We start from the raw sequence: 21,681 nt of genomic DNA, 5'->3' as shown, positions 1-21,681 counted from the left end.
CGTCACCAATCGTCGTCGTCGATGTCTTGGGTCCGGCCGGCATAGGCCAGGAAGATGAGCGCCATGACCGAGGTCACGGTCAGGCCGACCCCGAACTCCACCGTGATGATCCCGATGTGCTGGCCGGTCGTGTCGTCGGCGACCAGCCAGTCGTAGTCGAGAAAGGCGCCGCCCATGGCCATCGCGTAATAGCCGACCGCCGCGAACAGGATCACGCCGAGCGGTGCCAGCGCCATCAGCACCTCCGGCTTGAACACGCTGCGGGCGCGGTCGATGCCGAAGATCAGGGCGTACAGCACGATCGCCGCGGCCACGATGACGCCGGCCTGGAAGCCGCCGCCGGGGCTGAAGTCGCCGTGGAACTGGACGTAGAGCCCGTACAGGATGATGAACGGAATCAGCAGCTTGGAGACGATCCGCAGGACCAGATGGTGCCTCATGCGTCGCGCTCCCGCTCCGGCCGGCGGGTCCCGGGTTCCTCGTCCTCTTCCCGCCGGCGGCCGAGCAGCAGCAGCACGCCGACTCCGGCGGTGAAGATCACCGCGGTCTCGCCGAGGGTGTCGAAGCCGCGGTAGCTGGCCAGGATCGCGGTCACGATGTTGGGTATCTTGATGTCGTCGCGGGTGCCGGCGATGTACTCCGGCGCGACGTGCTGCATGGCCGGGGCGTTGGGGTCGCCGAACGCCGGCATGTCCACCGTTCCGTAGATCAGCATGGCGCCGGTGACCACCACCAGCAGCAGCGGACCGGCGCCGATCCTGCGGTGCGCCTTCTCGCGCCGCCGCGTCAGGGTCAGGGTGCCGAGCATCAGGACGGTCGAGATGCCGGCACCGACCGCCGCCTCGGTGAACGCCACGTCGACCGCGTCGAGCGCCACCAGCAGGGCCGCCGACGTCAGGCTGTAGGCCCCGGCCAGCATGGTCGCCACGAACAGGTGCCGGGTCCACAGGATGGCGATCGCGGTGATGCCGAGGATGCCGAGCAGGACGATGTCGATCAGCAGTTCCATGACTCAGTTCCCCCCGTCCGGGCGATCCGCCGCCGGCGGGTCCTCATCCGGCACGCCGAACGGCCGCAGTCCCACGGTGTAGGCGGCGTTGGCGACGGCATGGGTGGCGGTCGGGCTGGTCAGCAGGATCAGGATCAGGATGAACAGCAGTTTGACGGTCACCAGCGTCCAGCCGCCCAGGAACATCATGCCGACCAGCATCAGCGACAGGCCGAGGGTGTCGGTGATGCCGGCGGCGTGCAGCCGGGTGTAGAAGTCGGGCAGGCGCCACAGTCCGAACGAGCCGATCAGCACGAAGGCGGCACCCGCGGCGAAGAAAACCCCGGCGAGTATGTCGGCGATCAGGCTCATTGCGGGCCCTCCGGCTCGCTCTGGGCGGTGCCCGACAGGCCGAGGTGCCGGTACCGGAAGAACTTCAGGACCGCCAGGGTGCCGATGAAGTTCACCAGGGCGTAAAGCAGGGCGATGTCGAGGAAGTCGGGACGGCCGAACAGGAAGCCCATGGCGGCGATCAGCAGCACGATCTTGGTGCCGACGCTGTTCACCGCCAGCACGCGGTCGTAAAGGCTCGGGCCGGCGATCGCGCGCGCCAGGGTGATCAGCATGGCGACCAGCAGGCCGGTGGTGCCGGCGGCGAGCATCATCAGGGCATAGTCCATCAACGCGCCCCGAGGGCGGTGACGCGGTCGCCCATGTCGCCGCCGGTCAGGCCGTCGGCGAGTTCCTGGGTAATGGCGTGCACCACCAGTTCGTCGCCGTCGATGTCGACCGTGACCGTCCCCGGGGTCAGGGTGATCGAGTTGGCGTAGATCACGACGCCCATGTCGGTGGACTGCGTCGCCTTTACCCGGATCATGCGCGGGCTGAGGGCCAGCCTGGGCGCCAGGATCAGTTTCGCCACGTCGATGTTGGCCTTGAAGATCTCGATCAGCAGCCAGCCCCAGTAGCGCAGGATCGGAAAGTCGATCCGCATCCGGACCCGTTCACCGTCCTGCCGGTCCATGCGGAGCGACAGCCAGACGGTGAAGACCACCGAGATCGCGCCGAGCGACAACAGCAGCGGCTCGTGGAAGTACCCCGACAGCAGGAGCCAGAACACGGCGAGGCTCGCTCCCAAGACCAATGCGTGAAGCATTCCGCCGCTGTCCCCCTCCCGCCGACCCGCGCCGGTGCAGGCTGCACCGGAGGCGCAATTCATGCCACAGGTCCGGCGTGCCCGCCAAGTGCGGTGGGGAACAATCGACATTCCGGCGAGGCGATGTCGCGGTGACACCTATTCGGCGCGGGGGGCTTTGCGGAAATAGGTATGGAGTGCTGTCCTAAATTGGGTCAGTAATGCTGTCCTTGTAACGATCGTACAAACCGGGAGGATGGCATGAACGGCGTGCACTACTACGAGGGCTCCTGGCGCAATGATCCGCCGTTGGTCGCGGGCCCGACCGACCTCGGCTTCTGGTCGGCCAACAACGTGTTCGACGGCGCCCGGTCGATCCATGGCTGCGCCCCGGATCTCGACCGGCACTGCGCCCGCCTGATCCGGTCGGCCCGGGCGATCGGACTGCAGCCCGACCTGACCGGCGAGCAGGTGCATGCGCTCTGCGTCGAGGGCATCCGCATGCTGCCGGCCGATACCGACTACTACGTCCGGCCGATGTTCTTCTGCCGCGACGGCAGCCTGCTGCCCGAAACCGGCACCACGGTGTTCACCCTGTCGGTTTTCGAGATGCCGATGCCGCCGGAGAATGCCGGGCGGGCCACGCTGTCGCCGTTCCGGCGCGCCGCACCGGACCAGGCCCCGACCGATTCCAAGGCCGGCGCCCTGTATCCGAATTCGCAGCGGGCCCGGCGCGACGCCATGAGCCGCGGCTTCCAGCTGGCGGTGGTGCTGGACCCCGACGGCAACGTCGCCGAGTTCAGCCATGCCAACCTGTGGCTCGCCAAGGACGGGGTGGCGATCACGCCGAAGGCCAACGGCACCTTCCTGGACGGTATCACCAAGAACCGGGTGGCCGGCCTGCTGGAGGCCGCCGGTGTCCAGGTCGAGCAACGGGTGGTGACGGTCGCGGACCTGGACGACGCAGACGAGATCTGGATGTCCGGCAATGCCGGCAAGATTCAGACCGTGACCGGCTGGGAGGGCCGGGACCTGCAGCCGGGGCCGGTGTTCCGGCAGGCCCGGGAACTCTACTGGGCGTTCCTGCAGACCTGCCGGCTCGTGGACGAGCCGGTGACGGACGGCCGGGCGGCTCAGCGCACTGCGACGGCGTAGCTCTCGACCGGCGGGACCGCCTTGATTAGGCCCGCCTCCTTGAGGAAGCCGGCCAGCCGGTCGTAGCGGCCGAAATCGATCGCCGCCGGGCGGAGCGCGAACCGCGGCAGCGTGTCGCGCCACGCCCGGCGGTTCAGCTCGTCGTCGACCTCCTTGTTGTTCTTCACGAACAGCGCCCAGGCGTCGTCCGGGTGGTTGACGATGTACTGGACGGCCCGCTCTGTGGCCGCCAGGAACCGCGGCAGGCGCGTGTCGGCGGCGTTGTCGCGATGGGCGACGTAGATCAGCTGGTCGAACGGCGGCACCCCGTGCTCCTCGACGAAGAACGCCCGGCCGGGCCGGCCGACGATGTCCATCTGGTTCAGCTCGAAGTTCCGGTAGGCGCCGATCACCGCGTCGACCTGGCCGGCGATCAGCGACGGCGACAGCGAGAAGTTGACGTTGACCATCTCGACGTCGGCCATGCCGAGGCCGACGGTGCGCAGCATCGCCGTCAGCATCGCCTCCTCGGTACCGGCCACCGAGTACCCGATCTTGCGCCCCTTCAGGTCGGCGAGGGTCATGACCGGCCCGTCGGCCAGCACCGCCAGGGTGTTGAGCGGGGTCGCGACCAGCGTGCCGAAGCGCACCAGCGGCAGGCCCTGGTCGATCTGCAGGTGCAGCTGTGGCTGGTAGGAGATCGCGATGTCGGCCTTGCCGGCGGCCACCAGCTTCGGCGGGTCGTTCGGGTCGGCCGGGGCGATCAACTCGACCTCCAGGCCCTGCTCGGCATAGAGGCCGAGTTCGGCGGCGACGATCAGCGGCCCGTGGTCCGGGTTGACGAACCAGTCGAGCAGCACGGTGAGCTTGTCGGCGGCGCGGGCGGGGCCGGCCGTGACGATCAGCAGGCCGGCAAGCAGGCAGGCGGCGAGGCGCATCGAGGTGTCTCCAGGAGGGTTAGTGCGGTTCTTCCGCCTCGCCGGCCTGCCACGGCATGGCCCGGCGCAGTCCGGCGTCGACGGCGGTGTAGAGCGCGACCGAGAGGATCGCGAGGGTGAGCAGGGCGGCGAACATCAGGTCGGTCTGCATGCGCCCGTTGGCGTGCAGCATCAGGTAGCCGAGGCCGGCCGAGGACCCGACCCACTCGCCGACCACCGCGCCGATCGGCGCCACCGCCGTCGCGACCCGCAGGCCCGAGGCCAGCGCCGGCAGGGCGGCCGGCAGCCGCACCCGGCGGAACAGCCGGGGGCCGCGACAGCCGAGTGTGCGGGCGGCGTCGAGCCACAGCGGCTCGACCCGGCGCAGGCCGTCGTAGAATGCGGCGGCCACCGGGAAGAAGATGATCAGCCCGGCCATCACGACCTTGCTGGCCATGCCGTAGCCGAGCCACAGCACCAGCAGCGGGGCCAGCGCGAACACCGGGATCGCCTGGCTGACCACCAGCACCGGCAGCAGCCAGGGACGGATCGGACGCACCGCGTGCAGGGTGGTGGCGACCGCCAGGCCGACGGCGGCGCCGAGCAGCAGCCCCAGCAGGATCTCGGTCGCCGTGGTGCCGGCGTGCTTCAGAATGATGTCGCTGCGCTCGACCCAGGCGACCAGAACCCGGCCCGGGCCCGGCAGGATGTAGGGCGGGGCGGCGGTCGCCCAGACCACGGCCTGCCACAGCGCAACCAGCCCGGCGGCGATCGCCAGGGGACGGGCGAAACGGTGGACGCGCATCATCGCCGGGAACTGGGTTCCCGGATGCTCGCTGCGTCGGACTCGGAACGGCCTGTTGCGCGGGCGCGCATCATCGCCTCCTTGCTCCCTCCGCCGGCGTGACCCGGATCAGGTTCGTGGGGTCGTCCAGTCACCTGGACCTCTCAGCCGCCGGATTGCGGCTCCCCCGAAGTGGCGAGCCGATCATGGCGGCGGCGCCACCCCTTGGCAAGGCCGCTTCGCTGACGCAGTTTCTGTGGCCATGGACACCGTTCTCCCCGTCTCCCGGCCCGATCCGGCGCCCTATCGCGTGGCGCCCGAGGTGACGGCGCGGCGGGACCCGGCCTGGACCCGGTTCGACCCGACGGTGCTGCCGGTGGCGTTCCCGGCGCGACCGGTGATGGTGGGGAACGAGATCTACCGGCACTCGGTCTACGGCCAGCGCCACCCGCTCTCGATCCAGCGGGTGACCCCGGCGGTCGACATCGCCCGGGCCATGGGCTGGATCGACGACGCGCACTACGCCGAGAGCCGGCAGGCCGAGCCCGATCAGTTGCACCGGTTCCACGACCCGGACTACGTGGCCGCCGTGGTCGAGGCCGAGCGCAGCCGGCACGTGCCCGAGGCGGTGCGCGAGCGCTACAACATCGGCCGCAACGGCAACCCGGTGTTCGCCGAGATCTTCCGCCGCCCCGCGACTTCGTCCGGCGCCTCGATCCTCGCGGGCTCGGCGCTGGCCCATGTCCAGCGCGGCCTCATCCACTCGCTTGCCGGCGGCACCCATCACGGCCGCCGCGACATGGCCTGGGGCTTCTGCTTCTTCAACGATCCGGTCCTCGGCATCCTGGCGATGCTCGACCACGGGCTGGAGCGGGTCGCCTATGTCGACCTCGACGCCCATCACGGCGACGGCGTCCAGGACGCGTTCCACGACGACGACCGGGTGCTGACGGTGTCGCTGCACGAGGACGGCCGCTGGCCCCGGACCGGGGCGCTCGACGACCGGGCCGGCGGCATGGCCCGCAACCTGCCGGTGCCGGCCGGGCTGAACGACAGCGAGATGGCGCTGCTGGTGAACGCCGCCGTGGTGCCGCTGGTGCAGCGCTTCTTTCCGGACGCGCTGGTGATCCAGACCGGGGCCGACGGCCTGGCCGACGACCCGCAGGCCAGGCTGGAGCTGTCGAACCGGGCGCTGTGGGACGCGGTGGCCGCCCTGGTCCCGACCGCGCCGCGGGTGCTGGTGGTCGGCGGTGGCGGCTACAATCCGTGGTCGGTGGCAAGGGCCTGGGCCGGCATCTGGGCGACCCTGAACGGGATCGACCCGGCGGTGCCGCCGGTGCCGGCAGCCGAGCGGGTGCTGCGCGACCTGACCTGGAACCACAGCCGCGGCCGCAACCCGCCGGAGCACTGGTTCACCACGCTCGCCGACCCTCCGAATCCGGGCCCGGTGCGCGACCATATCCATCGGATCATCGAGGCGGTGCTGGCCCCATGAGAGTTCTGATCGTCGCCCTGTCGCTGGTGCTCTGGACCGGCGCCGCCGTCGCCCAGCAGCGGGTGCCGCTGACCGTCGAGACGGCGGCCGGCGTCCGCCATGCGTTCCAGGTCGAGATTGCCGCCACCGATCCCGAGCGCAACCAGGGCCTGATGTTCCGCCGCGAGCTGGCGCCCGACCAAGGCATGCTGTTCGTGTTCGCCCGGACCACGCGGATCGCCATGTGGATGAAGAACACCCCGCTGCCGCTCGACATGCTGTTCATCGCCGACGACGGCCGGATCGTCGACATCCACGAACGCGCGGTGCCGTTCTCGCTCGACACCATCGCCGCCAAACGGCGCGCCCGCTACGTGCTGGAGGTCAACGGCGGCACGGTCGACCGGCTCGGCCTCGCGGTCGGCGACAGGGTGTCCGGGGCCGGTATCGGCGGCGGGTGAGGGGGCTTACCGGGCCGCCGCCAGCAGCGCCGAGACGTCGACCCCGAGCTGCTCTCCCGCCGCGGCGATCAGGGCGACCGTCCCGTCGTTCAGCGGCACCCCGTCGCGGTGGTTGCGGGCTTCCAGTTCGGCCTCGATCTCGCCCGGCAGGTAAAGCCGCTCGACGCCGTCGGCCCGTCGGCTCCCGCGGTACTGTCGCACCAGCCGGTCGACATGCGCCTTGAAGGCGTCGATCTCGCGGAAGCCGGCGACGTTGAGCGCCATGTAGAACTGCCCGTCGGCGCCCGGCACCGCGCCGTCCGCCATGTTGCCCGATTCGGTGCCGTAGCCGGCACCCGACAGCACCGAGGCCAGGATTCCGACCATCATCGCGAGGCCGATGCCCTTGTGGCCGCCGATCGGCTGGATCAGGCCCTCCAGGGCGGCGGCCGCGTCGGTGGTCGGCCGGCCCTCGGCGTCGAGCGCCCAGCCCTCGGGGATCGGCTGCCGCTTCTGGGCGTAGACCCGGATCTTGCCGTGGGCGGTGGCGCCAAGGGCCACGTCCAGCACCAGCGGTCCGGTCTCGCCACCCGGGATCGCCACGGACACCGGGTTCAGCCCGACGAGCTTCTCGGTGCCGCCCGGCGGCGCCATGGTGGGCAGCGCATTGGTCCCGGCGATGCCGATCATGTCGTGCTCGGCGGCGCGCAGCGTGTACCAGTCGAGCGCCCCGCTGTGGTTGGATCCGCGTACCGCGACGAAGGCGACGTTGATCCGCGACGCCCGGGCGATCGCCCGGTCGATGGCGAGCCGGCCGGCGATCTGGCCCATTGCGTTGTCGGCGTCGACCACCAGGGCGCCGCCGATGTCGGACACCACCCGCGGCCGGCCGGCCGGGTCGACGCCGTCGCTTGTCAGCTTCTGGACGTAGTCGGGCACCCGCAGGACGCCGTGCGAGTGGATGCCGCGCAGGTCGGCATGCACCAGCGAATCGGCAAGGGTGCCGGCGTCGTCCGCGTTCATGCCGCAGGCGGCGAACAGCCGGCCGACGGTGTCGCGCAGGACCCGGTGGGGAAACCGCCGCTCGCTCTCTTCGCCCGGATAGCGTGCCATCCGGGTATTGTGGCGCCGGCCGGCCCGGGTTGCCAGACGGTTAGCGCTTGCGGGCGAGCGTCAGGCCGTCGCCGATCGGCAGCAGCGCCATGGTGACCCGCCGGTCGCCGTGGATCTTCGTGTTCAGCGCGCGGATCGCCCGGGTGTCGGCGCTCTGGTCCGAGTCGTCGACCACGGCACCGTTCCACAGCACGTTGTCGACGGCGATCAGCCCGCCGGTCCGCACCAGCACCAGGGCGCGCTCGTAGTAGGCGTCGTAATTCGGCTTGTCGGCGTCGATGAACACGAAATCGACGGTGCCGGTCCAGCCGCCGGCGATCAGGCCGTCCAGGGTCTCGGTCGCCGGGGCGATCCGCAGGTCGATTCGCCCGGCGACCCCGGCCTCCTCCCAGAACGGCCGGCCGACCGAGGTCCACTCGTCGCTGACGTCGCAGCACACCAGCTCGCCGTCTTCCGGCAGCGCCAGCGCCGTGCGCAGCGCCGAGTAGCCGGTGAAAGTGCCGACCTCGACCGCCCGCCGGGCGCCGATCAGCTCGACCAGCAGGGCGAGGGCATTGCCCTGGTCCGGCGCGATCTGCATGCCCGCCATCGGCATCGCGGCGGTCTTCTCGCGCAACCGCCGGCCGACCTCCGGCTCGCGGCCGCCGGTATCGGTGACATAGGCATAGAGCCGGTCGTCGAGCGTGAGGGTGCGCGGGGACATGCGGGCTCCTGGTGTCCGTAAGCAGGTGTGGGCTGGCCCGCTATATGGGGGGCGCTGGGACTTGGCAACACCGGCCGTCCGTCGCCGGGCCGCGATGCGTGCACAGCGGCGACTGTTCAACAGTGAATCGAAATATACCCGTTAACGATAAACATTGGTTGCGCGTCCCGCGCGATCCTGGCGTTGTGGATATGTCGCCCGACACAACGCCAGGATAGGCCGGGGCGGCGGTCCGGTGGGGGAGTTCGTCCCGACGACTGAGGGCTCGGGACGGCGCAAATTGGGGGGTGTCATGCAACGAGTCTTCGTGGCCCGGAAACGGGATGTTGTTGCGCGTGTCGGGAACGCGGCGCGTTGGCTGGGTCTGGCGGGTGTTGCCCTGACACTGGCCGCCTGCGCGAAGTCGCCGTCGTCGATCGCGCCGGCTTCCGTCGCCAGCAGCGAGTACGAGCACCTTGGCTGCCACGAGCTGAACCGCGTGCGCACCGAAACGGAGTTCAAGCTGGCGGATGCCTCGTCGCGCCAGAACGACGCCCAGACCGCCGACGCGATCGGCGTGTTTCTCGTCCTGATCCCGGTGAGCGCCCTGACCGGCGACGCCGAAGGCGAGGTCGCCCAGTACAAGGGCGAGAAGCTGGCGATCGAGCGCACGATTTCACGCAAGAAGTGCTGATCCGCGACGGCCTGCCGCCCGTCGGCGGCCGATGCGGAAGCGGAGGCGGGTGACGCCGCTCTCGGGGCGGCAGTTGCGGGAGCCGGGCTTGCCGGTTGCCCCGGGCGCACCGGAGAATTGTGCCGGTTTATGCCGTCGGTGGGGCGCGGCACCGTCTCCTCTTGATCGGAGCGCCCCGAGAGGCTAGGAATTCCGCGACTTTGCAGGGACTCGGGGTGTAGCGCAGCCTGGTAGCGCATCTGCTTTGGGAGCAGAGGGCCGGCGGTTCGAATCCGTCCACCCCGACCAATACGGCAGGGCCAACACGGCAGGGACACTCGCGGCCGCGATCGGACGCGATGGAACGGGAGCGGCGGAAACATGCGTGTCCGTATCTACAAGCCGGCCAAGAACGCCATGCAGTCGGGCCGCGGCAAGACCAAGCAGTGGATCCTGGAGTACCGCGCCGAGACCGCGCGGATCCCGGAGCCGCTGATGGGCTGGGTGTCGGCCGGCGACACCACCAACCAGGTCCGCATTCCGTTCGACAGCCGCGACGAGGCGGTCGCCTTCGCCAAGCGTCACGGCTTCGCCTACACCGTGGTCGAGCCGCACGAGCGGGCACCGCGCCCGAAGGCCTATGCCGACAACTTCGCCTTCGACCGCAAGCTGAACTGGACCCACTGAGGGGTCGCACGGGTTCCCGGGCCGGCCGGCCCGGCGCGCAGGCGCCCATAGCTCAACTGGATAGAGCACCCGCCTTCTAAGCGGACGGTTGCAGGTTCGAGTCCTGCTGGGCGCGCCACTCCCCCGCCGGCTACGGCGCGCGGCGTGCCGGCATCGTCTCGCGTCGCCAGATGTACAGGCCGCTGGCGATCACGATCGCCGAGCCGAGCCAGATCGTCGGCCCGGGCACGTCGCCCCAGACCAGCGCCCCCAGCAGCACCGCCCACACCAGGCTGGTGTATTTGAACGGCCCGACCAGCCCGACCTCGCCGTGGCGCAGCGCCTCGATGGTCAGCGACTGGGCGATGCCGACCAGCGCCGCGGTGCCGGCGAACAGGCCGAGTTCCGGCCAGCCGAGCGGGACCCAGCCGAACGGCAGGGTCGTCAGGCCGGCGAGTGCCACCACCGATGTCGACACCACCAGGATCGCCAGGGTCGATTCGCCGCCGGTGCCGAGGCGGCGGGTGACCACGTCGCGCAGCGCCCCGAACAGCGCGGCGCCGAGCGGGATCAGCGCCGCCAGCCGGATCATTTCCGGCGTCGGGCGGACCATCACGACGACGCCGACGAAGCCGACGGCGACCGCGCTCCAGCGCCGCCAGCCGACCCGCTCGCCCAGGATCATGGCGCCCAGCACGGTCCCGAAGATCGGCCCGGCGAAGGAGATCGCGATGGCGTCGGCGATCGGCAGCAGCGACAGCGAGGTCACGAACAGGAAGGTCGAGGTCGCCATCAGGGCGCCGCGCATCAGGTTCGGCCGCCAGCGCAGCACCCGCAGGTCGGCCAGCCGGCCGCGCGCCGCCGCCCAGGCGACCGCCAGGACCACCACCATCGCGCCGCGCACCGCCAGCACCTCGCCGACCGGCACCCGCTGGGTCAGCCACTTGGCGATCGCGTCGTTGACCGTCAGCACCGCCATCGCCGCCACCATCAGCAGGATGGCGCGGCCCGGCGTGGACACGGAGCGGTCGGCCGGTCCAACGGCAGGCGGCAGGGTGGCGACGGGCCGGGGGAGGGCGGGGTCGGACGGGGCCATCGGTCGGTCATACGCCGGGTCGTCGGGGCGGGGAAGGGGAACCGCTTGGATCGGCGGCATCGGCGGTGCTATCACCCCGGCCATGTTGTCCATCCGCTCCATCACGGTCCGCGTGGCCGGTCGCGTCCTGCTCGACGACGCCACCGTGTCCATCCCGCCCGGTCACCATGTCGGCCTGATCGGCCGCAACGGCACCGGCAAGTCGACGCTGCTGAAGGTGATCGGCGGCGAACTGCAGTCCGACACCGGCTCGGTCGAGCTGAGCGGGCCGTTCGGCCGCGCCAACGCCATCGGCTGGGTTCGCCAGGAGGCGCCTGGCGGGACCGAGACCCCGATCGAGCACGTGCTGGCGGCCGACAAGGAGCGGGCCGCGCTGAGCGCCGAGGCCGAGACCGCGACCGATCCGCACCGGATCGCCGAGATCCAGACCCGGCTGATCGACATCGGCGCCCATGCGGCGCCGGCGCGGGCCGCCCGCATCCTGGCTGGCCTCGGCTTCGACGAGGCGATGCAGAACCGCCCGCTGTCGGAATATTCCGGCGGCTGGCGGATGCGCGTGGCGCTGGCGGCGGTGCTGTTCCAGGAGCCCGAGCTGCTGCTGCTCGACGAGCCGACCAACCACCTGGACCTGGAGACCACGGTCTGGCTGGAGGGCCACCTGAAGGTCTATCCGAAGACCCTGATCGTGGTCAGCCACGACCGCGACCTGCTGAACGAGGTGGCGACCTCGATCCTGCATGTCGAAGGGCTGAAGCTGGTGCAGTACACCGGCAACTACGACACCTTCGAGCGGGTCCGCGAGGCACGGCTGGCGCTGCTGGACGCGCAGCGGGTCAAGCAGGAGCTGCAGCGCAAGCACCTGCAGTCCTTCGTCGACCGGTTCCGCTACAAGGCCTCGAAGGCGCGCCAGGCCCAGAGCCGCATCAAGATGCTGGAGAAGATGGAGGTCCTGCCGGCGGCGCTCGCCGATCCGGAGACCCGCTTCAGCTTTCCGACGCCGGAGAACCTGGCGCCGCCGCTGCTGTCCTTCGAGAAGGCGTCGGTCGGCTACGTGCCGGGCAAGCCGGTGCTGTCGCGCCTGAACCTGCGCCTGGACCCGGACGACCGTATCGGCCTGCTCGGCTCCAACGGCAACGGCAAGACCACGCTGGCGCGGCTGATCGCCGGCGAGCTGGAGCAGGACGGCGGCGATGTCCACCGGGCGGCCCGCCTCAGGGTCGGATACGTCGCCCAGCACCATGCCGACGAGCTGGACGGCGGCGACACCGCGGTCGACCATCTGCGCCGCCGGCTGCCGACCCAGCCGCCGGAGCGGGTGCGGGCCCGGCTCGGCGCGGTCGGGCTGACCCAGGACAAGCAGACCACCGCGGTCGGCAAGCTGTCGGGCGGCGAGAAGGCGCGGCTGTCGCTGGCGCTGGTGATGGCCTACGACCCGCATGTGCTGGTGCTCGACGAGCCGACCAACCACCTGGACATCGACGCCCGGCTGGCGCTGGTGCAGGCGCTCAACGACTTCCCCGGCGCCGTCGTGCTGATCAGCCACGACCGGCGGCTGATGGAGCTGACCGTCGACCGGCTCTGGCTGGTCGCGGACGGCACCGTCGGCGCCTTCGACGGCGATATCGCGGCCTATGCGGAACGGGTCCGCGACGAGCGCCGGGGCTCGGCGCGCCGCGCCGATTCCGACGCCGGCGGCCGGGTCAACAAGAAGGACCAGCGCCGGCAGGCCGCCGAGGCCCGCAAGCAGAACGTCGAGATCCGCAAGGCCGCCCAGGACGCCGAGAAGCGCCTGGAGAAGCTGACCGGCGAACGCGACGCCCTGGTCGTCACCCTGGGCGACCCGCGCACCTACAGCGGCTCGACCGCGGAGATGCAGAAACTGATCCAGAAGAAGGCGGCGCTCGACGCCCAGATCGCCGAGGCGGAGGAGCGCTGGCTCGCCGCCGCCGAGGCCCTGGAGGCGGCATCAGCCTGAACCGACCCGAGGGAGGACCACCGATGGCCAAGAAGATCGACGCGCGCACCCTGCAGGCGCGCCTGCAGGGCGACGAGGAGACCGCCCTGATCGACGTTCGCGAGCAGGCGCCCTATGCCGCGTCGCACCCGATTCTCGCCGCGAACATTCCGCTGGCGCGCCTCGAGCTGCTGGCCGGCGAGCGGATCCCACGGCGGTCGACCCCGATCGTGGTCGAGGACGCCGGCGAGGGGCTGGCCGAGCAGGCCGCGGCCAGGCTGGAGGCCTTCGGGTATACCGACGTCTCGGTGCTCGACGGCGGCACCCCGGCCTGGCAGGCCGCCGGCCTGGAGTTGTTCAGCGGCATGCACGTGCCGTCCAAGGCGTTCGGCGAGTTCGTCGAGCACGCCTACGGCACGCCGTCGGTGTCGGCCGAGGAACTGAAGTCGATCATGGATTCCGGCCGCAAGCTGGTGGTGCTCGATTCCCGGCCGATGGACGAGTACCGGGTGATGAACATCCCGACCGGGATCGACGTGCCCGGCGCCGAACTGGTGTACCGGGTCGGCGAGGTGGCGCCGGAGCCGGACACCCTGGTGGTGGTGAACTGCGCCGGCCGGACCCGCTCGATCATCGGCGCCCAGTCGCTGATCAATGCCGGCATCCCCAACGAGGTGGTGGCGCTGCGCAACGGCACCATGGGCTGGCACCTCGCCGGCTACGGCCTGGAGCACGGCAACGAGCGTGCCGCCCCGGCGCCGGACGACGCCGCGCTGTCCCAGGCCCGGGCACGATCCGCCGCGGCGGCCCGCCGCTTCGGCGTCGGCACCGTGGATGCCGCCACCCTGGACGCCTGGCGGGCCGAGCGCGACCGCCGCACCCTGGCTATCCTGGACGTGCGGACCATCGAGGAGTTCGAGGCCCGGCGGATCGCCGATTCCCGGCACGCGCCCGGCGGCCAGCTGGTCCAGGCGACCGACCTGTACCTGCCGGTCCGCAACGCCCGCGTGGTGCTGGTCGACGACAAGCGGGTCCGGGCCGACATGACCGCCAGCTGGCTGGCCCAGCTCGGCTGGAAGGACGTCTACGTGCTGGAGGGCGGGCTGGACGGCCAGGAGACCGTGTCCGGCCGCTACGCCGCGCCGGTTCTCGGGATCGACGCGCTCCCGGCCTGCGGATCGATCGCCCCGGCGGAGGCCGGGCGGCGGATGGCGGCCGGCTCCGCTGTGCTGCTCGACCTGGCGCGCGGCCTCGACTACCGCGACCGGCATCCGGAAGGGGCGTGGTGGGCGTGCCGCACCGCGATCGCCGAGAACCTGTCGAAGCTTCCGGCCGGCGCCGCGATCGTGCTGACCGCCCCGGAGACGGCGCTGGCGCGGCTGACCGCGGCGGACCTGGCCGGCTGTGGCCGCGAGGTGCTGCTGCTGGAGGGCGGGGCGGATGCCTGGGCCGCGGCCGGGCTGCCGATGCAGAGCGGGATGACGGCGGTGCTGTCGGAACCGCAGGACACCTATCTGCGGCCCTACGACCGCAAGAACCGGGCGGAGATCGAGAAGGCCATGAACGACTACCTGACCTGGGAGATCGCGCTGGTCGAGCAGATCAAGAAGGCCGGCGGCCTGTCGTTCCGCCACTTTCCGGCCTGAGGTCCGGAAACCTCCCCGCCTGGCGTGAGCGCGTCAGGCGGCGACCGTCGACGCGCTGTTGCTGGCGTCCAGTTCGCGGATCACCTCCAGGAACCGGCGGTACAGCCGCGGCTCGAGGTGCGGTCCGGCCATGCAGTCCATGACCGAGATCGCTTCGACCATGGACATCGGCGCCTTGTAGTCGCGCCGGTCGGTGAGGGCGGTGTACACGTCGACCACCGCGGTCAGCAGCGACAGCTCGTCGATCTGCCCGCCCTTCAGGCCGTTCGGGTAGCCGTCGCCCGACAGCTGCTCGTGATGATGCCGGACCGCGGCCAGAAGTCCCGGCTGGTCGTGATACACCTCGCGCAGCATGTCGGCCCCGATCACCGGGTGCGAGCGCATGACGGTCATCTCGTCGGCGGTCAGGCGGCAGGGCTTCGCCAGGATCTCGAGCGGAACGCGAAGCTTGCCGACGTCGTGGGCGAGGCCGGTCTCGGCCATCAGCGTGACGTTCTCGTCATCGAGCCCGAGATGCCGTCCGAAGGTCGCCATGAGGATGCCGACCCGCAGGCTGTGGGCGAAGGTGTAGGCGTGATGCCCCTGCAGCAGCTCGAGCAGCGACGAGGCGGAACAGGCGTCGGCGAAGGTGACGACCCGGGTCGCGGTTTCCGACAGCAGCGCCCGGGTGCGGCCCGTGATCATGCCGCCGTCGAGCTCCGCGAACAGCGCCCGACCGCGTTCCACCAGCGGTTTCGCCTCCGGTCCGGCCGCCATCATCAGCCTGCGATCGTCCCGCCGGCCGTACAACGCCCAGAACCGGGTGAGGAACGCGCCCGGCGCGAGGTTTCGGGGGATCCACCCGTCGATCACCCTTGCGAGCGTCGCCTCCTCGACCGCCGCCGTGTCGGCGTCGCCGATGGCGACGATCAGTCGATCCTTGCCATCGGCGCGGGACCGGGCGCGCTCGCAGATCCTGAGACCCCGGCCGCCGGGCAGGACCTGCTCGACCAGCATGATGTCCGGCCCATCGTCGACCGCCGAGTCCGCGTCCCAGCGCGTTTCGGCCAGTCGCAGCGTGAAGGACTCCGCGAGCACGACGCGAATCGCCTCGTAGCGGGCAGGGTCGGAGACGGCGAAGAGGAGGCGTTCCGGAGTCATTCGTGGCGCGGTCCGACGAGCGTTGCGAATCCAGGGTGTCAGAAGCCTGGAACTTGCGACGGGTGTGCTTAAGAAGCGGTGAACGCCCGGGCCGGAAACCACAACGGGACCGGTAGCAAGCTACCGGCCCCGCCGTGGTTGGGAGTTTCTGCGTCGTGGAGGGTCGCAGAGACAGCTGGAAGATATGACCGGCCGCCGCCGCCGACATTGATCCACATCAAACCGTCGGAGATTCGTCTACCGGATCGCCGGGCTCCGGCGTCCGCAGCAAGGCCGCGAACTCGTCGAGATCGTCGGCGACCGCTGCATCGGCCCGGGCCTCCATGCTGCGGTACCGGTCGAGGGCCTCCAGCCCGAGCGCGGTCAGGGCCGCGCCGCCGCCGCCGCGCCCGCCGGCGGCGCGCTCGACCAGCGCCGCCCGGAAATCGCCGTTCATCGCCTGAACCAGCTGCCAGGCCCGACCGTAGGACATACCCATGGTGCGGGCCGCGGCGGCGATCGAGCCGGTCGTCCCGATCGCCTCCAGCAGGCGGGCCTTGCCGGGGCCCAGCGCGACGGCGTCTCCGATCAGCAGGCGGATTCGCGGCCGCGCCATGGTCGACTTCCCGAGGATCAGGCCGCCGCCTTGGCGGCGGCTGTGAGGCGGTCGAGACCGGCTTCGAGGTCGGCGATCAGGTCATCGACGTCCTCCAGGCCGGCATGGATCCGCAGCAACTGACCCGGCTCGTCCCAGGTGGTGGCCGTGCGTAGCGCCTTCGGGTCGCCCGGCAGGATCAGGCTCTCGAATCCGCCCCAGCTGGCGCCCATCCCGTACAGCTTGAGGCCGTCCAGGAAGGCCGCCAGCGCCGCCCGCGGCACCGGCCTCAGTACGAACGAGAACAGCCCGCTGGCGCCGCTGAAGTCGCGCTGCCAGAGCGCGTGGTCGGGGTGACTCGGCAGCCCGGGATGCAGCACCTTGGAAACTTCCGGGCGGCCTTCCAGCCAGGTGGCGAGCGCCAGCCCGTTGGCCTCGTTCTGCTTCAGCCGGACCCCCATCGTCCGAAGGCCGCGCTGCGCCAGATACAGGTCGTCGGGACCCGAGCAGTTGCCGTGCAGGCGGACCATGTCGCGCACCGCGCCGGCGTGCTCGGCGGTGCTGGCGATCAGCCCCATCATCACGTCGGAATGGCCGCAGATGTACTTGGTGACGGCCTCGACGACGATGTCGACGCCCTTGCCCAGGGCGTCGAAATGCAGGGCGGTTCCCCAGGTGTTGTCCGTCAGCACCACGGCGCCGTGGGCATGCGCGGCGGCGGCGATCGCCGGGATGTCCTGCATCTCGAAGGTCAGCGAACCCGGCGCCTCGGTGAAGACCGCGCGGGTGTTGGGGCGCAGCAGGTCGGCGATTCGGCCGCCCAGCCGCGGGTCGTAGTAGGTGGTCTCGACGCCGTAGCGCGCCAGCATCTGGTCGCAGAACTTGCGGGTCGGGAAATATGCGCTGTCGCTGACCAGCAGGTGATCGCCGGCCCTCAGCACGGCCATCAGCGCGCAGGCGATCGCGGCCAGCCCGGACGACACCGCCACCGCGTCGGCGGCGCCATACATGTCGGCGACCGCTTCCTCGAAGCTCCGGCTGGTCGGCGTGCCGGCGCGGCCGTAGCGATAGCCGGGGAAATCCGGCTTGCGCGAAGCCTCCCAGACCGCGAGCGACGGCTGCAGGATGGTGGAGGCGTGGTAGACCGGCGGATTGACGACGCCGTGATTGTCGTGCGGGTGGCGGCCGGCGTGCACGAGCCGGGTTCGGGCGGCCATCCCCTTCAAGTCGTCCATCGTCGTGATTCCTCTGGAAACGGGTCTGCGGACAACATCCGTGAGCAATGGCGAGGGTAAGGGCAAATGCCGGCAATGATCCAGCGGCCGGCAGCGAGGCTTGCCATCGTGCGGTGTAGCATGGTGTGATGTCTGCGTTTCGGGCGGTTGCCCGCTTTCGCGGCACTCCGCATCGCGCTGCACTCGCGTTGAGCATGTGCGGATCCGGGGAGGGGGTTGAAGGCGCGAAACGCCGACACCTAAGGTCTGGCAAGATCCTTGCGAGAGGGCGCCAAAGGCCAGGGTGTTCGGTCTTTGTCACAACGATAACTGGGTGGGTTTCACATGAAGAAGGTCAGCCTTTTCGGTCTGGGCGCGGGGCTTTTGGCCGCCCTGACGTTCACTGCCGAGCCGGCGTCTGCGCAGCAGAGCACGCTGGACATCGTCAAGAGCCGCGGTCACCTGCGCTGCCAGGTCGGCACGCCGGCGCCAGGCTGGTACGTCCTGTCCGACGCCGGCAAGTGGTCCGGCTTCGACGTCGAGAACTGCCGTGCGGTCTCGGCGGCCATTTTCGGTGACCCGGACAAGATCGAATACCAGTCGGTGACGTCGGCGGTCCGCTTTACGGCCATGGCCAACGGCGAGTCGGACATGCTGTCGCGCACCACCACTTGGACCCTGTTCCGCGACACGCAGCTCGGGCTCGATTTCACCACCGTCTCGTTCTACGACGGCCAGGGCTTCATGGTGACCAAGGATCTCGGCGTGAAGAGCGCGCTCGAGCTGAAGGGCGCCACGGTCTGCGTCGCCACCGGCACCACGACCGAGCTGAACCTGAGCGACTACAGCCGCACCAACGGCCTGGACATGAAGCCGGTCGTGTTCGAGGACAGCAACGTCCGCGACAACACGTTCTTCACCGGTGGCTGCGACGCCATCACCAACGACAAGTCGAGCCTGGCCTCGACCCGCGCGAAGGCTCCGGACCAGTCGATCTTCACGATCCTGCCGGAGACCATCTCGAAGGAGCCGCTGGGTCCGGTCGTCCGGCAGAACGACTCGCAGTGGAAGGACATCGTCCTGTGGTCGGTGTTCGCGATGATCCAGGCTGAGGAGTTCGGCATCACCTCGGCCAACGTCGACAAGATCGCCGCCGAGACCACCAACCCCGAGATCAAGCGCATGCTCGGTCTCGAGGGCGACCTCAACAAGGGCCTCGGTCTCGATCCGAAGTGGGCCTACAACATCATCAAGACGGTGGGCAACTACGGCGAGAACTACGAGGAGTTCATGGGCGAGAAGACCGTCATGAACATCCCGCGGGACGGGTCCCCGAACGCGCTCTGGACCAAGGGCGGCCTGCTGTACTCGCCGCCGTTCCGGTGAGCGACTGATTGGTGTGGCGCCCGGTCGCTGGTTCGACCGGGCGCCCGCCTTTGCTCAAACGAATTTTTTGTTGATCCGTTTCGAAGACGGAGGGTCAGGCTATGGCCGTTCTCGAGAAGGGATCGCCTCGACGAGAGAGCCGTTCGATTGTCGAATGGCTGAACGACGAGCGCGTCCGTTCCGTGCTGTACCAGGCGATCGTCGCCATCGTAGTGGTGGTCGTCGCGCGGTACCTGTTCATCAACACCTCCGAAAACCTGCAAGCGCGCGGGATGTCGAGCGGCTTCGACTTCCTGGCCGGCAGCGCCGGATTCTCGATCGCCTGGACAGTGCTGCCGTACCAGGCCGGCGATACCTATTTCCACGTCTACCTGGTCGGCATCGTCAACACGCTGGTGGTCTCCCTGGTGGCGATCCTCTTCACGACGCTGCTCGGGTTCTTCGTCGGCATCATGCGGCTGTCGAAGAACTGGCTGATCTCCAAGATGGCCTCCTGGTACGTCGAGATCCTGCGCAACACGCCGCTGCTGCTGCAGATCCTGTTCTGGTTCCTGGCCGTGTTCTCGCTGCTGCCGTCGCCGCGCCAGAGCTACGGCGTGCTGGACATGTTCTTCCTGAACAACCGCGGCTTCTACATGCCGGCGCCGGTCCCGGGTGACGGCTTCGACCTCACCATGATCACGATCGTGATCGCCATCGTCGCGACCTATGCGACGGCGGTCTGGGCGAAGAAGCGCCAGATGGCGACCGGGCAGCGCTTCCCGACCTTCGGGGTCGGGCTCGGGATCTTCTTCGGCCTGCCGGCGCTGGTGTTCCTCGCGACCGGTGCGCCTCTTACCTTCGACTTCGCCGCGCTCAAGGGCTTCAACTTCGTCGGCGGCGTCAGCGTTCCGCCGGCGTTCTGCGCGATCCTGCTGGCCCTGGTCATCTACCACTCGGCCTATATGGCGGAGGCGGTCCGCGCCGGCATCCTGTCGGTCGCCCACGGCCAGACCGAGGCGGCCTATTCCCTGGGGCTGCGCCCCGGCATGACGCTTCGCCTCGTCATCATCCCGCAGGCCATGCGCGCGGTCGTTCCGCCGATGATCAGCAACTGGATGAACGTGGTGAAGAATTCGTCGCTGGCCATCGCGATCGGCTATCCCGATCTGGTCGCGGTGTTCATGCAGACTTCTCTGAACCAGTCGGGCCACGCGATCGAGATCGTGGCGATGGTCATGCTGTTCTACATGTCCGTCAGCCTCAGCATCTCCATGGCTCTGAACTACTACAACAAGCTCGTTCAGCTGAAGGAGAGATGAGCCATGGCTGAGACGATGCACGAAGACACGGTCTTCCGGCCGAAGCCCAGCCTGCCGCCGCCGCCCAACACGGTCGGGGTGGTCGGCTGGCTGCGCAAGAACCTGTTCGGCGGGCCGTTCGATTCGATCCTGACGATCGTCGGCGGCAGCCTGATCGCCTATTTCGCCTACACCCTCTACCTCTACGGGATCGCCAACGCCGTCTGGAGCGCAGGCAGCTACCGCGAGTGCCTCGACATCACCAGGGGCAACGGGGCCTGCTGGGCCGGCGTGTCGGTCTGGATGAACAACTATTTCTACGGCCGCTATCCCGATGTCGAGCAATGGCGGGTCAACCTCGCGGGGGTGATCCTCGCGGTCTGGCTGGCACCGTTCTGGTTCCCGAAGGTGAAGGCGAAGATCGCGACCGGCATATCGGCGGTCCTCACCTATCCGTTCCTGGCGGCGGCGATGCTGCTGGGCGGCGAGGTCGGCTGGTTCCTGCAGATCATGGTGGGGATCGCGCTGACCGCGTTCGCGGCGGTCTGGCTGAACGTGGCCGCGAGTTATGCCGGCTACGGCTCGCTGCGGGCCGCGCTGATGCGGCTGTCCGGGTTCGAGAACAAGGACGAGCGGCTGCAGAAGTACGTCTTGATCGGGGCGTTCGTCGTCGGCTTCGTCCTGGCTCTGTTATTCCAGGCCACCTGGGACCTGGCGCCGGTGCCGACGGTGAACTGGGGCGGCCTGTTCCTGACCCTGGTGATCTCCGGCATCGCCATCTCCTCGGCGCTGCCGACCGGCGTGATCCTGGCCCTCGGCCGGCGTTCGAAGATGCCGGTCATCCGGGTGTTCTGCACGGCCTTCATCGAGCTGTTCCGCTCGGTTCCGCTGATCACCATCCTGTTCATGGCGGTCACCATGATGCCGCTGTTCCTGCCGGTCGAGGTCAACCTCGACAAGCTGGTCCTGGTGATCATCGCGGTATGCATCTTCGCCGCCGCCTACATGGCAGAGATCGTGCGCGGCGGCCTGCAGGCCATCAACAAGGGCCAGTACGAGGCCGCCCAGGCGATGGGCCTGAACTACTGGAAGATGATGACGCTCATCATCATGCCGCAGGCCCTGAAGCTGATGATCCCGAACATCGTGGGCAATTTCATCGGGCTGCTGAAGGACACCACCCTGGTGTCGATCATCGGCCTCTACGACATCCTGCTTATGGCGAAGGCGTCGGGCCAGGACACCAAGTGGCTCGGCATGCACACCGAGCCGTTCCTGTTCACGGCCGCGGTGTTCTTCGTGATCTGCTTCTGCATGTCGAAGTACAGCCAGCATCTCGAGCGCACGATCGGCGGCGGCTACGGCCGGCGTTGACGGTGCGACGT

23 protein-coding genes, 2 tRNA genes and 1 riboswitch are annotated in these 21,681 nt (G+C 69.5%); of the genes, 12 read left to right on the top strand and 13 right to left on the bottom strand.

Translation table 11 applies throughout. The features are described from left to right. Positions 1 to 2: 2 nt before the first annotated feature. From RIC31_RS25210 to RIC31_RS25190, 5 genes are read right to left on the bottom strand one after another with little or no spacing between them, the layout of a single operon-like run. Positions 3 to 440: a Na(+)/H(+) antiporter subunit B gene (locus RIC31_RS25210; protein ID WP_350114790.1), complete on the bottom strand. Its 438-nt coding sequence runs from the start codon at positions 438 to 440 to the stop codon at positions 3 to 5. Further along, positions 437 to 1,009: a DUF4040 domain-containing protein gene (locus RIC31_RS25205; protein WP_350114787.1), complete on the bottom strand. Its 573-nt coding sequence runs from the start codon at positions 1,007 to 1,009 to the stop codon at positions 437 to 439. The genes RIC31_RS25210 and RIC31_RS25205 overlap by 4 nt, the downstream gene beginning before the upstream one ends. Before the next feature lie 3 nt (positions 1,010 to 1,012). Next, the gene (gene mnhG / locus RIC31_RS25200) at positions 1,013 to 1,360 is read right to left on the bottom strand and encodes a monovalent cation/H(+) antiporter subunit G (RefSeq protein WP_350114784.1); all 348 of its coding nucleotides are present in this window, start codon (positions 1,358 to 1,360) and stop codon (positions 1,013 to 1,015) included. After that, positions 1,357 to 1,668: an MrpF/PhaF family protein gene (locus tag RIC31_RS25195; protein ID WP_350114781.1), complete on the bottom strand. Its 312-nt coding sequence runs from the start codon at positions 1,666 to 1,668 to the stop codon at positions 1,357 to 1,359. The genes mnhG and RIC31_RS25195 overlap by 4 nt, the downstream gene beginning before the upstream one ends. Next, entirely contained in the window at positions 1,668 to 2,108 is a 441-nt protein-coding gene (locus RIC31_RS25190; protein ID WP_350114778.1) for a Na+/H+ antiporter subunit E, read from the bottom strand. Before RIC31_RS25190 ends, RIC31_RS25195 begins: the two co-directional genes overlap by 1 nt. Before the next feature lie 276 nt (positions 2,109 to 2,384). Between RIC31_RS25190 and RIC31_RS25185 the strand changes: the two genes are divergently transcribed. After that, positions 2,385 to 3,278: a branched-chain amino acid aminotransferase gene (locus RIC31_RS25185; RefSeq protein WP_350114775.1), complete on the top strand. Its 894-nt coding sequence runs from the start codon at positions 2,385 to 2,387 to the stop codon at positions 3,276 to 3,278. Here RIC31_RS25185 and RIC31_RS25180 read toward each other — a convergent pair. Further along, positions 3,257 to 4,195: an ABC transporter substrate-binding protein gene (locus tag RIC31_RS25180; RefSeq protein ID WP_350114772.1), complete on the bottom strand. Its 939-nt coding sequence runs from the start codon at positions 4,193 to 4,195 to the stop codon at positions 3,257 to 3,259. The genes RIC31_RS25185 and RIC31_RS25180 overlap by 22 nt on opposite strands. Before the next feature lie 19 nt (positions 4,196 to 4,214). Then, positions 4,215 to 4,982 carry an ABC transporter permease gene (locus RIC31_RS25175; RefSeq protein ID WP_350114769.1) on the bottom strand — a complete coding sequence of 256 codons (768 nt, stop codon included), beginning with the start codon at positions 4,980 to 4,982 and terminating at the stop codon, positions 4,215 to 4,217. A 64-nt stretch (positions 4,983 to 5,046) separates the two neighbouring features. Next, positions 5,047 to 5,157, bottom strand: a riboswitch (TPP riboswitch). A gap of 63 nt (positions 5,158 to 5,220) precedes the next feature. Here RIC31_RS25175 and RIC31_RS25170 point away from each other — a divergent pair. Together RIC31_RS25170 and RIC31_RS25165 are read left to right on the top strand one after the other, a co-directional pair. Beyond that, a complete protein-coding gene (locus RIC31_RS25170) occupies positions 5,221 to 6,453 on the top strand; it encodes an acetoin utilization protein AcuC (RefSeq protein WP_350114766.1) in 1,233 nt (410 codons plus the stop codon). Beyond that, the gene (locus RIC31_RS25165) at positions 6,450 to 6,893 is read left to right on the top strand and encodes a DUF192 domain-containing protein (RefSeq protein WP_350114763.1); all 444 of its coding nucleotides are present in this window, start codon (positions 6,450 to 6,452) and stop codon (positions 6,891 to 6,893) included. The genes RIC31_RS25170 and RIC31_RS25165 overlap by 4 nt, the downstream gene beginning before the upstream one ends. A gap of 6 nt (positions 6,894 to 6,899) precedes the next feature. Here the strand turns inward: RIC31_RS25165 and RIC31_RS25160 are convergent, their stop codons facing one another. Both RIC31_RS25160 and RIC31_RS25155 read right to left on the bottom strand, forming a co-directional pair. Next, a complete protein-coding gene (locus tag RIC31_RS25160) occupies positions 6,900 to 7,985 on the bottom strand; it encodes an Ldh family oxidoreductase (protein ID WP_350114760.1) in 1,086 nt (361 codons plus the stop codon). A 40-nt stretch (positions 7,986 to 8,025) separates the two neighbouring features. Then, positions 8,026 to 8,688 (bottom strand): class I SAM-dependent methyltransferase, encoded by a 663-nt coding sequence (locus tag RIC31_RS25155; protein ID WP_350114757.1) that lies wholly within the window; start codon positions 8,686 to 8,688, stop codon positions 8,026 to 8,028. A 292-nt stretch (positions 8,689 to 8,980) separates the two neighbouring features. On the opposite strand from RIC31_RS25155, the gene RIC31_RS25150 reads away from it, so the two are divergent. The 4 genes from RIC31_RS25150 (at position 8,981) to RIC31_RS25135 (ending at position 10,145) form a co-directional block, all read left to right on the top strand. Beyond that, a complete protein-coding gene (locus RIC31_RS25150) occupies positions 8,981 to 9,361 on the top strand; it encodes a hypothetical protein (RefSeq protein ID WP_350114754.1) in 381 nt (126 codons plus the stop codon). Between the two features lie 211 nt (positions 9,362 to 9,572). Further along, a tRNA-Pro gene (locus RIC31_RS25145) sits at positions 9,573 to 9,649 on the top strand. 72 nt (positions 9,650 to 9,721) lie between these two features. Beyond that, positions 9,722 to 10,027, top strand: a complete 306-nt coding sequence (locus tag RIC31_RS25140) for an ETC complex I subunit (RefSeq protein ID WP_350114751.1) — start codon at positions 9,722 to 9,724, stop codon at positions 10,025 to 10,027. A gap of 41 nt (positions 10,028 to 10,068) precedes the next feature. Beyond that, positions 10,069 to 10,145 (top strand) — tRNA-Arg (locus tag RIC31_RS25135). A gap of 12 nt (positions 10,146 to 10,157) precedes the next feature. Here RIC31_RS25135 and RIC31_RS25130 read toward each other — a convergent pair. Beyond that, the gene (locus RIC31_RS25130; protein WP_350114748.1) at positions 10,158 to 11,027 is read right to left on the bottom strand and encodes a DMT family transporter; all 870 of its coding nucleotides are present in this window, start codon (positions 11,025 to 11,027) and stop codon (positions 10,158 to 10,160) included. A gap of 187 nt (positions 11,028 to 11,214) precedes the next feature. Between RIC31_RS25130 and RIC31_RS25125 the strand changes: the two genes are divergently transcribed. Together RIC31_RS25125 and RIC31_RS25120 are read left to right on the top strand one after the other, a co-directional pair. Next, complete coding sequence (locus RIC31_RS25125; RefSeq protein ID WP_350114745.1) at positions 11,215 to 13,077, top strand: ABC-F family ATP-binding cassette domain-containing protein; 1,863 nt, start codon at positions 11,215 to 11,217, stop codon at positions 13,075 to 13,077. A gap of 23 nt (positions 13,078 to 13,100) precedes the next feature. Beyond that, complete coding sequence (locus tag RIC31_RS25120) at positions 13,101 to 14,702, top strand: rhodanese-like domain-containing protein (protein WP_350114742.1); 1,602 nt, start codon at positions 13,101 to 13,103, stop codon at positions 14,700 to 14,702. A gap of 33 nt (positions 14,703 to 14,735) precedes the next feature. Here RIC31_RS25120 and RIC31_RS25115 read toward each other — a convergent pair whose 3' ends face one another. The 3 genes from RIC31_RS25115 to metC form a co-directional block, all read right to left on the bottom strand. After that, positions 14,736 to 15,842, bottom strand: a complete 1,107-nt coding sequence (locus RIC31_RS25115; RefSeq protein ID WP_350114739.1) for an HD-GYP domain-containing protein — start codon at positions 15,840 to 15,842, stop codon at positions 14,736 to 14,738. Between the two features lie 217 nt (positions 15,843 to 16,059). Then, positions 16,060 to 16,437: a winged helix-turn-helix domain-containing protein gene (locus RIC31_RS25110; protein WP_350114736.1), complete on the bottom strand. Its 378-nt coding sequence runs from the start codon at positions 16,435 to 16,437 to the stop codon at positions 16,060 to 16,062. A gap of 17 nt (positions 16,438 to 16,454) precedes the next feature. Then, positions 16,455 to 17,651, bottom strand: coding sequence for a cystathionine beta-lyase (gene metC, locus RIC31_RS25105; protein WP_350114734.1), 1,197 nt, complete (start codon positions 17,649 to 17,651; stop codon positions 16,455 to 16,457). A 324-nt stretch (positions 17,652 to 17,975) separates the two neighbouring features. Here metC and RIC31_RS25100 point away from each other — a divergent pair, with 324 nt between their 5' ends. The 3 genes from RIC31_RS25100 to RIC31_RS25090 all read left to right on the top strand — a co-directional run bounded on the left by RIC31_RS25100 (position 17,976) and on the right by RIC31_RS25090 (position 21,670). After that, complete coding sequence (locus tag RIC31_RS25100; protein ID WP_350114731.1) at positions 17,976 to 19,016, top strand: amino acid ABC transporter substrate-binding protein; 1,041 nt, start codon at positions 17,976 to 17,978, stop codon at positions 19,014 to 19,016. 101 nt (positions 19,017 to 19,117) lie between these two features. Continuing rightward, positions 19,118 to 20,317, top strand: a complete 1,200-nt coding sequence (locus RIC31_RS25095; RefSeq protein ID WP_350114728.1) for an amino acid ABC transporter permease — start codon at positions 19,118 to 19,120, stop codon at positions 20,315 to 20,317. Between the two features lie 3 nt (positions 20,318 to 20,320). Next, entirely contained in the window at positions 20,321 to 21,670 is a 1,350-nt protein-coding gene (locus tag RIC31_RS25090; protein ID WP_350114725.1) for an amino acid ABC transporter permease, read from the top strand. Positions 21,671 to 21,681 lie beyond the last annotated feature (11 nt).

The organism is Thalassobaculum sp. (assembly GCF_040219615.1).
Lineage (GTDB): Bacteria > Pseudomonadota > Alphaproteobacteria > Thalassobaculales > Thalassobaculaceae > Thalassobaculum_A.
The sequence above is the reverse complement of the archived record's forward strand: the minus strand, read 5'-3'. Positions and strand labels throughout refer to the sequence as shown.